Raw genomic sequence first — 12192 nt, forward strand, 5'->3', positions numbered from 1 at the left:
ACAGCCCAGCCACCGTCGTGGCACTTGATATGACAGGTGGCAACAAGGCAGCGATGACAGCACTCGAAGTAACCGGCAGATTGCGGCCATACGGGATCATGGTCGCCGATGATACCGCCCGCGTGTTTGATGCCATTGCGCAGCAAGGCGGTTGTGCGCGCTTTGTCGGTGGTGTCGTGCGTGACGCGTTGCTTAAACGTGATCTGGTCGATGTCGATATTGCCTGTGATCTCGCGCCCGAGGAAACGCAGGCCGCCCTTGAAAAGGCGGGTATTCGTGTCATCCCCACTGGCCTGAAACACGGGACTGTCACCGCAATTACCGATGCCGGGGTCTATGAAATTACGACGCTGCGTGTCGATGTCCTGACCGATGGCCGCCACGCGGAGGTCGCCTTTACCGACAGCTGGCTTGAAGATGCCAAGCGCCGTGATTTTACCTTCAACGCCATATACTGCGACCTTGATGGCACGATCTATGACCCGTTTGATGGAGAAACCGATTTGCGCGACGGGCGCGTGCGGTTCATCGGGGTGGCCGAAAACCGCATTGCCGAGGATTTCCTGCGCATCTTGCGGTTCTTCCGCTTTCAGGCGTGGTTTGGACGCCCGCCGATTGATCCCGTCGGGGCGGAAGCCTGTCGCAAGGCGGTAAACGGTCTTCATGATATTTCGGTCGAACGTATTCGCGACGAGATGTTCAAGCTTCTGCGCTCGCGCAGTCCTGCTGGTACGATCAACGACATGATCGGGTTTGGCATTCTACCCGCCATTCTGCCCAAACTGATCCACACCGATTGCCTGCGTATCATGCAGTGGCTTGATAGCACCGCCCTTGCCGATCCGGCGATACAGCCCGATCCGTTGCGCCGCCTTGCGGCACTGTTTGCGCCGGGGGGCGATAGACGCAACAGCGATGATGACGAAGACAATCTGGCGGCGGCAGAACGCTTTGCGCGCGATTTGCGACTGTCGAACGAGGAAACCGACCGTTTTGCTGAAATGGTCGCGCATGCGCCGCTGATTGATCCGAAATTGCGGCCGGAAATCGTGCGCTGCGATCTGTACCGGATGGGGGCCGCTGCATTTCGGGATGCCGTGCTCTTGGCGTGGAGCGCACGCGCCGCGGTGCCACCACGTTGCACACGTGCAGAAAATGACGAATGGAAAGCCTTGATTGAGGCCGCGGCAAACTGGCAACCGGTGAAATTGCCGATACAAGGCCGCGATATTCTGAAAGCTGGCCTTGCACCTGCGGGGCCGCGTGTCGGGGCGCTTTTAAGACAGGCCGAGGAATACTGGATCGATCACGATTTCCAGCCCGGTCGGGATGAACTGATGGACTATATTGCCCGCCAGATCACGGCAGGCGATGAGGAGAAAGAATGACGACAGGCGCAATTGGACATCGGATTTGCTGTTTTGGCGATAGTCTGGTCAATGGTGTTCGCGACGGTGAAAAGGGCGGCTGGCCGATGCGTTTGGCCCGGCGTCTTCTGGACGAGGTCGGGCGTGACGTCACGATCTATAATCTTGGTATTCGCGCTGAAACGTCCGAGGGGCTCAAGTCCCGCTGGCAGGTTGAAGCAAGCCTTCGCATGGTTGAAGAATTCCCGACGGTCCTGATTTTCAGTTTCGGTGTCAATGACGCCAACCACGCCGAAGACCGTGGCGAGGAGACCACCATGCGGGTTTCCCCGGCAAAGTCGGCCGCCAACGCCGCCGAGATTATCGGGGCGGCTGTCAAACTGGCACCAACCCTCTGGGTCGGGCCGCAGGCCGTGATTAACGGCAGCAAATCCAGTCAGGAAATCAACCAGCGCCTCGAAGGGCTAAACCAGATTTATCTCGAAACTGCGCGCGGGTTCGATGTGCCCTATCTCGATCTGCTTGCCACGACGCTTGAAGACGATACATGGCAACGCGCATTGCGGCGCGGCGATGGATATCATCCCGACAAATTCGGCTATGACCGGCTGGCAGATCTGATCTGGGAATGGGGTGCCGTGCAAAAGACCATCGGTCTCTCGGCGTCAGACGATTAACGGTCGGGCAAACGATCAGGTCAGGATATCGAAATACTGACCACGACCGCCGGCACCCGAGGTCAGGTTATTCAGTGGATCACCAGATGCGCTGTATGTCGGTGACGAGATCTTTTCGACATAGCTGTCTGAAATAGTTTTCTGTTCGCCGTCTTTCAGGAACTGTTTTTGTTCATTGCGGTCGCGCTGATAGGACTGAACAGCGCGCTCGATCTCCTGATCCGATGTCAGGACAGAGGCGCGTGTCCCATCGATAATCCGGTTTTGTTCGGCAAACCGTTGCTCATCGCCACGTTGCGGGGCGATGGGGCTGGTCTGGCGGACGGGATTGGACAGCGAAAGATCAGAAAAAGGCGCGATATTTACCATTGACGGAACTGCTCGTTTGAACCGATTGGTGTTTTTAATTCGGCCGGAATATTACTCAGAGTGACTCGGATTTGAAGCCCTAATTTGCGCTTCAGAGTGACAAAAATGACAAGTCTTTGAAAAAGCGATCAAAGAAGTTTTGGTTCGCTTGCGTTGTTGCTGTCCGGATCATAAATACCTGCCGCGAATCGGCGTGGACTGGTCTTTGCAAGCGCCTTGAGTTTTGCCGCTTCGACCGAAATATGATCAAGGGTGATGTCGGTGCGTTCTGCCGGAATCCGGATCAGCGCGGCACTGACACTCATCAGATCAAACCGCGCGGGTTTGCCATCCCGACCCTTGCCGGTCAGGTATCCACTTTCACGTGTTTCCGGGTCATAGAAACTTTTGATCTGGGCATCAAACATGGCCTGAACGCGTTGGACGGCCGCGACCGCATCTTCGAAGTCAATCGATTGCACATAGGCAAAGAAATCATCACCGCCGATATGGCCAACAAACCAGTCATTCTGGCTCAGGACCTTGCCCAGGATATCCTTGAAAAGCAGGATCGCGCGGTCACCTTGGCGGAACCCGTATTGGTCGTTAAACGGTTTGAAATTGTCGAAATCAAAATAGACGGCAAACCGGCGTCGGCGTGGCTCGGCCAGGGCGCGGGCGGCATAGCGGTAAATCGCACTATTGCCCGGTAGGCGGGTCAGCGGGTTTTCATCGCGGGCATTTAGCGTATTGCGTTCATTGACCGCCCGCAAAAGCGCACTTTGATCCAGAACACCGAGATACTGGTCATTTTCCGTCAATATCACCCCGTCCAGCGCCTCGGTCGCGACAAAGGTTTCAAGAAGCTCCGACAGGCTGGTGCGGATATCGGCAACCGGACAACGGCGCAAAAAACGTTTGATATTCGCCCGGTTGGCCGGGTTTTGCAGCAATTCACGGCCAAACGGCGTGTAGATAAACGCCTTGAATTCTGAATCCCGGACAATGCCCAATGGCTTGCCGTCATGGTCGACCACCGGCACCAGCGAGATATCCGGATTTTGCTGGAAATAGCTCAGGATATCGACCGGATTGATATCAATCGGCAGGGCCGGTGTTTCCAGCAGGTAGGATCTGACAACATCATCATCGCGATCCGACTGGCGGCGCGAATCTGCGGCAATGTCGGCCGCTGAGGACACAATATCGGTCTGTTCGGGGATGTCGAGTGACGGGCGCGCGATAAAGAAACCCTGTACCAGATCACAACCCAAACGCCGACAGCACAGGAACTCCTCACGGGTTTCCACACCTTCGGCGACGACCTGTGCCGCAATCATGTGGGCGAACGCCGTTATTTGCGTGACAAACAGTTCCTTGCGACGGTCACGGTCGATGCCATCGATAAAGAACCGGTCGATCTTGATGATGTCTGGTTCGCATTCATAAAGGGCGCGCAACTGGGCAAAGCCACTGCCGTAATCATCAATGGCAATTTTGAAGCCCTGACTGCGGTAGCGCACCAGAATGTCTTTGAGGTATCCGGCATTGCTGATGTCGTGGCGTTCGGAAATCTCAAGGAAGATGGTATCGCGTTCAAGTCCGGCATCGCTCAGCAGGGCGGCGGTTTGACCGGGTTGGTAATCCTCGGTTTTCACAACGCGATTGTCGAAATTGTAAAACAGCTTGAGCCGCTTGGCGCCGGGGAAACGCGCGAATTTCTCAATCGCCTTGGCGCGCAGCATCATATCGACACTGTGCAGGTTGCCAGTATCCCATGCGGTATCAAACAGGGCCTGAATGGATGTAAATCCGGCTTCTTCCCAGCGCCGCAAAAGCGCCTCATAGCCGAAAACATGACCGGTGTGCGGACTGACAATGGGCTGGAAGGCGAAGTCGACTTTTTCGACGACCTGCTGCCAGTTACGGAGCATGACCGGTTGGGTCATGGGTCGGTCGGATATCCACTGTTCATCTGCATCAAAGGTCAAATGCAGTACCCCGATCTTCAAAATGGTCGGCTTTCCCGGAAGTTGTGAGAATTAGAAGTTCCGAGGTTTGCTGTTATCCCAGATATGACAACAAGTTCATGACAGTGGGGTTACGAATATGTGACATCCGCAGAAAACATCCACTTTTTTATCAAGAAACGGCGGGATCTCTATACAAAGGGGTTAGACAAATCGGCGAGCCCGATACTGCTTCGACTAACCAATTGCCCGTGTGGCCAGCGGATGATGTTCCTGAACCAGTCCGCGCAGCCGTGACTCGAGAACATGGGTATAAATCTGCGTGGTCGAGATATCGGAATGGCCCAGCATCTTTTGCAGGCTGCGCAAATCTGCGCCATTGGCCAGAAGGTGACTTGCAAAGGAATGGCGCAAGACGTGCGGCGAAACCTTTGATGGCGGGACACCGGCCTCAATCGCCAGATCCTTGATCATTTTCAGAAACATCTGACGGGTCAAATGCCCGGTTTTCCCCCGTGACGGGAAAAGGTATGAGGATTGCCCGGGGCGATCGGCATGGCCGTTTGATTTGTCTGATGGAATAAAGGCATCGCGCACTTCAAGATAATCACGCAGCGCATCACGGGCCGGATCTGAAAGCGGCACCAGCCGTTCCTTGCTGCCCTTGCCACGCACAATCAGCATCTGCGGATCACGCGCCGCTGCGGCAAAGGGGAGCTCGACCAGTTCCGAAACGCGCATGCCGGTGGCATACATCAGCTCCACCATCGCAAGCAAGCGCTTGCCCTTGATACCCGGATGATTGGTTGCGGCGATGATCAGACGATCAATTTCCTCAATCGACAGGAATTTGGGCAGGGTCTGACCCTGTTGCGGACTGTCGATATTCGACGACGGATCATCATTGCGATACCCGTCGGAATAAAGGAACTTGTGAAACTGCCGCAAGGCCGACAGACGCCGCGCCTGTGTACGCGGCGCAAACCCGGCAGACCCCAGTTCGGACATATAGCGCCTGACATCTACATCACTTGCCGATACCGGATCGGCTTTGCCCGCAGTCAACGATGACGCATAATCTTCAAGATCACGCCGATAGGCATCAAGCGTGTGCACACTGGCCCCGCGTTCAGCGGCCATCATTTCCAGAAAGGCCGATATCAACGAGCTTGTCAGTGCCTTGGCCATGACCGGTCCTGCCAGTGATTAAAGAGCCTACTGATTAAACGACATCAGCAGTTCTGTCGCCAGACGCCGCGCGTCATTTTCCTGCCCGATGATCAGAAGCGATGTCACGGTATCGCTCAGGACCTTGGGGTCGGCATTATCAACGGCTGCGACCTGTTGGGCCTGAATGGCCAATGCCGCGGTTTTCGCCTTTTGCCGCGCAGCCGCAGCTGCTTTGAGTTGATGCGATACAGCACTACTGGTTGTCATGCGTTGTTCGGCATAGGGTGCGGTCAGAATGCTGTCCCACAACGTATTGGGGACTTCGATGCCGAAACCTTCAAACAGGTTGAAAATCAGTTCGCTATAACGTCGTGCAGCGGCCTGATCACCGCGCGCTGCCTGCATTTCCTGCCATTCGACCATGCGGGCACGATGACGGGCAAGGGCGGCTGCACGATCAGATGCACTTTGCACATCCTCGGCCGAGGCCGAGTTGGGCATGACGGTTGCCGATGCCATGCCGCCACTTGATGTCGGTGCGCCCGGCACGACGGCACCGCCAAGCCCGAAGTTTTGCGTCGGGCCGGATTGCGGATCAGACCCAAAACTCTGCGAAGAACTTCCATCTGATGCCATGGCGGTCGGTCGAACGGCACCGGTTTCTTCAAGGCCGGAAATCGCCAGAACCGGATAAAGCAGGCTCAGTCGTGATGAAATATCATTCGATGCATTGGCCGATGATTTGGCAACCTGAAGCCAGTTTTCTGCCCGCTCGAAACTGTTTGCGGCAATTGATGCCCGAAGGGCGGGAACAGCAAACCAAGAAAAGTCGCCATTCACCGGAATGTCGGTCATCAGCGGCGCTGCCAGCCTTGCGGCCTGCATGAAATCGCCTTCAAAATCGGCGGCTTCAAACAGGGCGGCCAGAATTTCGGCCCGTGCGGCGGCAACATCACTTTGTGCCGCGGCCTGATAAAGCTTGGCATACTGGCGCGCCTGAATGCCTTCGCTGGCATCATCAAGAACGCTTTCCAATGCCGCCGGTTCGAAATTCACCGACTGATACACATCAGCCAGCTTTTCCGGGCTGATCAGGCCAAGATTTTCAGCCTTGCGGGCGGCCTCAAGGCGAACATCGGTCGCAGTCGCATCGGCAGTGGTAATGCCAATGATGGCTGCTGGATTGTCGGTTTCAAGCTGGCTCGTCGGGATCGATTGTTTGGCAATCGCCAGAAGTGCCAGATCGATCGGGCGCAAATCACTTAGCAAATCGGCATCGGCAGTGCCGCCACTGCGGATTGCGGAAACCAGACCAAAGAAGGTGGCATCACTTTCACCACCCATTTCACGCACAAGATCGACTGTGAAGGCCGCCGAAGTCGGATCGTTGGCGTAAAACGCGCACATCGCCACCGCCTTGAGCCAGAAAAGTTCCTCGTAACTTGCGCCGTAACCTTCAATCGCGTCACACGCCGCATCGATGTTTGAACCGATCAGAAGGGCATTAACCTCTGCCTGTGCAAGCATCGAGCCGCGCGATCCTTGCGGGGCGGCGCGAACAAGTTCGATGGCGTCATCAAGCGCACCCATCTCAATCAGTTTGGCCACACGTGCTTCAAGCAGGCTGATATCGGCCGACCCCTGTGGCAGGGCTGCTGCGGACAGAAGCAGGCGTTTTTGCAAGTCACGCGCAGCATGGGTCGCCGGGGTCGCGGGCAATTCTGAAATCAGTTGTGCCGCAGACCGGCGGGTGGTGCCGTTCCACATATCGGTGCCAAGGCCGCCGCGCGATTGATCAATGGTCCCGACGGCCTCGGCATCGACTGCGCCAAGCGACAGCGATTGCACCGCGTTCGGATCCGACGGGAATGTATCAGTCTCGGTGGTGCCAGATGACGTATTGCCAAAGCCGCCTGATCGCGGGGCCGATGTGGCCCCCGGATTGGTTGGGCTTGGGGCAACCTGGCGTTCCGCGTCCTGTTCTGCTTCCTGTTTTAAAAACAACGGCACGGGGGCCGAGTTTTGCGCGCTTGCAGGGGCGGAACCAAGTCCCGTTCCCGTCATCATGGCCAGTAAACAGGTCTGCATTAACAGGCGGGAACGCAATGTCATCTTAGTTAAACCTCGAATTCGGGATGGTTTCTTCGATTTGGGCGGTCGGGGCAGGAATGTCCCAGGTCACCAGGAAAGTGGCACCGCCGGCAATCACGGCGATAACCAGCAACAGGATGATGCGCGATAAAATTCTCATTTTAATCCAGACTTCGAAGCGTTTAAGCGATGGACGCGAATACCAGTATGCGGACGAAAATCAAAGATGCAAGAACCGCAACCGCCAATCATTCTGGCCATCCGTCCAAGTATCTTGAACCTGTCATCGCATTGGGGTGGTCGCACTCCAATTCGGCAACTTAAAGGCAGTATAAGTGCCTGTTACTCACAGAGAGTTAATACCATCGCGCAGAACAACATTGGGCAAAACGATGCATAGCCATGCCTAAAGTGACTGAAAGGGGCAATTTGGCGCAGTATTTTTGTCGTGTTTTCTGTCCGGTTTGCTTGCGTTCGGGGGCAAGCTGGCCTAAAGATTTGGGTAATTTGTATCTCAATGATTGAACCACAGGACTGCAAACCGAACATGGACAGCAACATTGCCGAGTCGGGTTTGCACGAAGACGTGATCGCCAAAATTCGGGACGGCCTGAAAGGCCGGACATTGGTGTTCATTGGACTGATGGGTGCAGGAAAAAGCTGCATCGGCCGTATGGTCGCCAAGGAACTCAAGCTGGATTTTGTCGATGCCGACCGCGAAATTGAAGAAGCCGCTGGCTGCTCGATCGCCGATATCTTCAAGCTGTATGGCGAAGAGGCGTTTCGCGACGGCGAGGAACGTGTAATTGCCCGTTTGCTTGATGGCGAACAGATCGTGTTGGCCACAGGCGGTGGTGCGTTCATTCGCGAACGTACCCGACAATTAATCCTCGAAAAATCCGTATCGGTCTGGCTGCGCGCCGACCTTGATCTGCTGATGCACCGCACCAGCGGGCGGACCCATCGTCCGTTGCTGAATAACGGTGATCCCAGACAAATTCTCGCGGATCTGATCGAGACGCGTTACCCGGTCTATTCCGGGGCAGACATTATTTTCGACTGTGATGAATCCTCAAAGGAAGCCACCCGCGATGCGGTTCTTGAACTGCTTGCGAATTCTTTTGATGACAACGGTCATTTGATCAAGACAGGAACCTGACAGAGTGAGCAATCACGACACCCTTCGCGTCGAACTTGGCGCGCGCAGCTATGACATCCTTGTTGGCAGCAACCTTTTGGCCGATACCGCCAAATATATTGCCCCGTTCGTCAAGAAGGCCGGTGTGGTCGTGATCAGCGATGCGGCACTGTCGGACAATCATCTGCCGACCGTGCTGGCATCCCTTGACGGCGCAGGCATTCCTCACCGTGAAGTCGTTGTGCCGTCTGGTGAAAAGTCCAAAAGCTTTGCCATGTTCGAAAACGTCGTCGAACAGATTTTGGCGATGGGGATCGAACGGTCCACCCTGATCATTGCCCTGGGTGGCGGGGTTGTCGGCGATCTTGCCGGGTTTGTTGCGGCGTCTTTGTTGCGCGGTCTTGATTTCGTTCAGATCCCGACCACTTTGCTGTCGCAAGTTGATAGCTCCGTTGGTGGCAAGACCGGGATCAATTCCAAGTCGGGCAAGAACCTGATTGGTGCGTTTCACCAGCCGCGTCTGGTTCTGGCCGATACATCCGTTCTTGATACCTTGCCAGCACGTGAATTGCGGTCGGGTTATGCCGAGATTGCCAAATATGGCCTGATCGATGATCCGGAATTCTTTGCCTGGCTTGAAGAAAACGGGCAGGCGGTTCTTGATAAAGACGGGCCTGAGCGCCGTCAGGCCGTGATCAAAAGCTGTGCGGCCAAGGCACGCATTGTGTCCGAGGATGAACGCGAAGGCGGCAAACGTGCACTTTTGAACCTTGGTCACACCTTTGGCCACGCGCTGGAAGCCGAAACCGGATATGGCGAAAAGCTTTTGCATGGCGAAGCCGTTGCCATGGGCATGGTCATTGCCCATGACGTTTGTGGTGCCATGGGTATGGCACCTGCGGGCGAGAAAGACCGGATTGTTGCCCATCTGAAATCGGTTGGTCTTCCGGTGACGGCGTCCGAAGTGACGGGCATGCATTGGGATATCGACAAGGTGATCAGTCACATGTCGCGCGACAAAAAAGTCCGCGACGGCGAGATCACCTTTGTTATGACCCGCGGGATCGGCAAGGCGTTTACATCCAAGGCAATGGATGTTGAAAAAATGCGTGCCGCGATCACCCGATCCTGCCGCGGTTGATCAATATTCTTCTGATCCACAATGCGTGTGGGTCGACGGACGTGCATGGTGGCGATCACTTCGCGGTGGTGACTTTGCCGCCAATGTGTTGTTGTTAACTTGTTTAACGGCATTTGACCTTATAGATGAACACAGAACAAACTTGCTCTGTTGCAATCACCGCTTGGAGACGGCCCTGAATGACGATCACGATTGTCGTGATTTTTTTGCTGCTGATGCTTTCGGCATTCTTTTCTGGCTCGGAAACCGCGCTGACGGCGGCGTCGCGTCCGGTCATGCATCACAAGGAACAGGATGGTGACATTCGGGCCGCAATCGTCAACAGGTTGCGCCGGTATCAGGAACGGTTGCTGGGCGCGATCCTGCTTGGCAACAACATGGTCAACATTCTGGCCTCTGCCCTTGCAACATCGGTGATGATCGAACTGTTTGGTGAAAACGGTGTCGTTTATGCGACAGCCGTGATGACCGCGCTTGTTCTGATTTTCTCGGAAATTCTGCCAAAGACCTACGCGCTTCAGCATGCCGATACCATGGCGCTGCGCGTCGCGCGCCCGATGAGCATCCTTGTCGTTCTGTTCGCGCCGATCACCCAGACCATTCAGGTCCTGGTGCAGGCGACCCTGCGCCTGTTTGGCAGTGGCGAGGGCCCCGGTCTTGATAGCGAACGCGAATTGCGTGGTGCCATCGAACTGCATGCCGATGACGTGGTTGTCGGTAACCACCATGCCGAACGCACGATGTTGCACGGGGTGCTTGATCTTGAAGATGTCGGCGTGTGGGAAATCATGGTGCACCGTCGCAAGGTGCAAATGATCGACATTTCCCGCCCGATGGAAGAAATCCTTGATACGGTTCTGGCAAGTCCGCACACCCGTATTCCGATCTATGAAAAGGACCCGGACAATATTGTCGGCGTCCTGCATGCGCGTGAAGTTCTCAAGGCGATTGTACGCGGGGCCAAGCCCGCCAGCGCCGAGGATGTCCGCGAACTGAGTTCCGAACCCTGGTTTATCCCGGATTCAACCACCCTTGCCGACCAGCTTAAGGCGTTCAAGGAACGGCACGAACATTTTGCCATCGTGGTTGACGAATATGGCGCGTTCGAAGGCGTTGTGTCGCTTGAAGACATTCTGGAAGAAATCGTTGGCGATATTGCCGATGAAACCGACGTCGAAGTGGTTGGTGTCCAGCCGCAGGCTGACGGATCGGTCATTGTGCGCGGCGATGTCACCATTCGCGACCTGAACCGTCGTTTCGGCTGGCGTCTGCCAGATGAAGAAGCCGCCACCGTGGCCGGTCTTTTGCTGTATGAAACCCGGCGTATTCCCGATGTCGGGCAACAGTTCCGCTTCCATGGCTTTGAGTTTGAAGTGCTGCGGCGTATTCGCAACCAGATCACCCGTGTGCGTCTGCGCGCGGTGACGGATCCGGCCGGGGAAGAACAGGAATAAACCTTCTTCCCCGCTTTACCGGTGTGTTGCCAGCAAACCACTATAGCGTAAAAAATTTCAGCTTTATCTACTTATGGGTTAAACTCTTGTTTCAGGGTCTTGACCCAAAGGATTGCAGGGCCACTTGCAAATAAGGGCCCGTCACACTGTGTCATCCAGTGCCGTCATTTCTATGTGACGTCAGTCAGTGTGAAACCAGATGATCTGATCGGGTTTGGGCATGTGGCAACAGCAACCTGCAGAGAGAGATGCATGGATACGAAAATTGTACCGGGTGTGGTCCAGGAACAATCCATCGCGACACTCAACCCCGCCGATTCCGTGATGGACGCCGTCACCATGATGGCCGAGCGTAAGATTGGCGCTGTCATCATCGTTGATAACAACGCCAGACTGGCTGGAATTTTTACCGAGCGTGACCTTGTCAACCGTGTGGTGGCAAAGGGGCTGGATGCGGCATCTGTTCCGCTTTCCAAAGTCATGACCGCTGATCCTGATACGCTTGGTCCGAACGATTCCGCCATGAGTGCGCTTGATCTGATGAGTGCACGGCGATACCGCCACCTGCCGGTTGTCGATGGCGACAAGGTTGTTGGCATGGTGTCGATCCGTGACCTGTTTAATGTGGTCAAACGCCAACTCGAAGAAGATGTGCGGGAACGCGAAAAGTTCATCTTCGGCTCGGACTACGGCGTGGCCTGAAGCACCGGTTTTCTGGAAGCAGCATATGGCATCGGCCTGATGGGGAATTCCCCGTCAGGCCTGTGCGCCGTGATGAATTCCGATGAATTTCCCGAAATTCCGGTGATCGTCTTTTGCCGCCAGGTTTGGGCGGC

Annotated in this window: 11 protein-coding genes; 6 read left to right on the forward strand and 5 right to left on the reverse strand. The window is 55.5% G+C overall.

What is annotated here, in order from left to right; genetic code table 11:
- The first annotated feature begins 29 nt into the window (after nt 1-29).
- Nucleotides 30-1388 carry a CCA tRNA nucleotidyltransferase gene (locus tag TH2_RS07895; protein ID WP_040823231.1) on the forward strand — a complete coding sequence of 453 codons (1359 nt, stop codon included), beginning with the start codon at nt 30-32 and terminating at the stop codon, nt 1386-1388.
- Nucleotides 1385-2044 carry a DUF459 domain-containing protein gene (locus TH2_RS07900; RefSeq protein ID WP_008889889.1) on the forward strand — a complete coding sequence of 220 codons (660 nt, stop codon included), beginning with the start codon at nt 1385-1387 and terminating at the stop codon, nt 2042-2044. Before TH2_RS07895 ends, TH2_RS07900 begins: the two co-directional genes overlap by 4 nt.
- A gap of 15 nt (nt 2045-2059) precedes the next feature.
- Here TH2_RS07900 and TH2_RS07905 read toward each other — a convergent pair whose 3' ends face one another.
- From TH2_RS07905 to TH2_RS21480, 5 genes are all read right to left on the reverse strand, one after another.
- Entirely contained in the window at nt 2060-2413 is a 354-nt protein-coding gene (locus tag TH2_RS07905; RefSeq protein WP_008889890.1) for a hypothetical protein, read from the reverse strand.
- 128 nt (nt 2414-2541) lie between these two features.
- Nucleotides 2542-4341 carry an EAL domain-containing protein gene (locus tag TH2_RS07910; RefSeq protein ID WP_238538672.1) on the reverse strand — a complete coding sequence of 600 codons (1800 nt, stop codon included), beginning with the start codon at nt 4339-4341 and terminating at the stop codon, nt 2542-2544.
- 258 nt (nt 4342-4599) lie between these two features.
- Entirely contained in the window at nt 4600-5550 is a 951-nt protein-coding gene (locus tag TH2_RS07915) for a site-specific tyrosine recombinase XerD (protein WP_008889892.1), read from the reverse strand.
- A 27-nt stretch (nt 5551-5577) separates the two neighbouring features.
- Nucleotides 5578-7644: a hypothetical protein gene (locus tag TH2_RS07920; RefSeq protein ID WP_008889893.1), complete on the reverse strand. Its 2067-nt coding sequence runs from the start codon at nt 7642-7644 to the stop codon at nt 5578-5580.
- A gap of 1 nt (nt 7645) precedes the next feature.
- Entirely contained in the window at nt 7646-7783 is a 138-nt protein-coding gene (locus tag TH2_RS21480; protein WP_165374927.1) for a hypothetical protein, read from the reverse strand.
- 387 nt (nt 7784-8170) lie between these two features.
- Between TH2_RS21480 and TH2_RS07925 the strand changes: the two genes are divergently transcribed.
- The 4 genes from TH2_RS07925 to TH2_RS07940 all read left to right on the forward strand — a co-directional run bounded on the left by TH2_RS07925 (nt 8171) and on the right by TH2_RS07940 (nt 12058).
- Entirely contained in the window at nt 8171-8782 is a 612-nt protein-coding gene (locus TH2_RS07925) for a shikimate kinase (protein ID WP_157193932.1), read from the forward strand.
- Between the two features lie 4 nt (nt 8783-8786).
- Nucleotides 8787-9902, forward strand: a complete 1116-nt coding sequence (gene aroB / locus TH2_RS07930; protein WP_008889895.1) for a 3-dehydroquinate synthase — start codon at nt 8787-8789, stop codon at nt 9900-9902.
- Nucleotides 9903-10081: 179 nt separating this feature from the next.
- The gene (locus TH2_RS07935; RefSeq protein WP_008889896.1) at nt 10082-11356 is read left to right on the forward strand and encodes an HlyC/CorC family transporter; all 1275 of its coding nucleotides are present in this window, start codon (nt 10082-10084) and stop codon (nt 11354-11356) included.
- Between the two features lie 252 nt (nt 11357-11608).
- Entirely contained in the window at nt 11609-12058 is a 450-nt protein-coding gene (locus tag TH2_RS07940) for a CBS domain-containing protein (protein ID WP_008889897.1), read from the forward strand.
- Nucleotides 12059-12192 lie beyond the last annotated feature (134 nt).

The organism is Thalassospira profundimaris WP0211 (assembly GCF_000300275.1).
Taxonomy (GTDB): domain Bacteria; phylum Pseudomonadota; class Alphaproteobacteria; order Rhodospirillales; family Thalassospiraceae; genus Thalassospira; species Thalassospira profundimaris.

Bases quoted from the DNA above. Each gene is read 5' to 3' on its own strand.
- TH2_RS07905 (WP_008889890.1), bottom strand. From the start codon at position 2,413: ATGGTAAATATCGCGCCTTTTTCTGATCTTTCGCTGTCCAATCCCGTC.
- TH2_RS21480 (WP_165374927.1), bottom strand. From the start codon at position 7,783: ATGAGAATTTTATCGCGCATCATCCTGTTGCTGGTTATCGCCGTGATT.
- TH2_RS07925 (WP_157193932.1), top strand. From the start codon at position 8,171: ATGGACAGCAACATTGCCGAGTCGGGTTTGCACGAAGACGTGATCGCC.
- TH2_RS07920 (WP_008889893.1), bottom strand. From the start codon at position 7,644: ATGACATTGCGTTCCCGCCTGTTAATGCAGACCTGTTTACTGGCCATG.
- TH2_RS07910 (WP_238538672.1), bottom strand. From the start codon at position 4,341: ATGACCCAACCGGTCATGCTCCGTAACTGGCAGCAGGTCGTCGAAAAA.
- TH2_RS07900 (WP_008889889.1), top strand. From the start codon at position 1,385: ATGACGACAGGCGCAATTGGACATCGGATTTGCTGTTTTGGCGATAGT.
- TH2_RS07915 (WP_008889892.1), bottom strand. From the start codon at position 5,550: ATGGCCAAGGCACTGACAAGCTCGTTGATATCGGCCTTTCTGGAAATG.
- TH2_RS07935 (WP_008889896.1), top strand. From the start codon at position 10,082: ATGACGATCACGATTGTCGTGATTTTTTTGCTGCTGATGCTTTCGGCA.
- TH2_RS07940 (WP_008889897.1), top strand. From the start codon at position 11,609: ATGGATACGAAAATTGTACCGGGTGTGGTCCAGGAACAATCCATCGCG.
- TH2_RS07895 (WP_040823231.1), top strand. From the start codon at position 30: ATGACAGGTGGCAACAAGGCAGCGATGACAGCACTCGAAGTAACCGGC.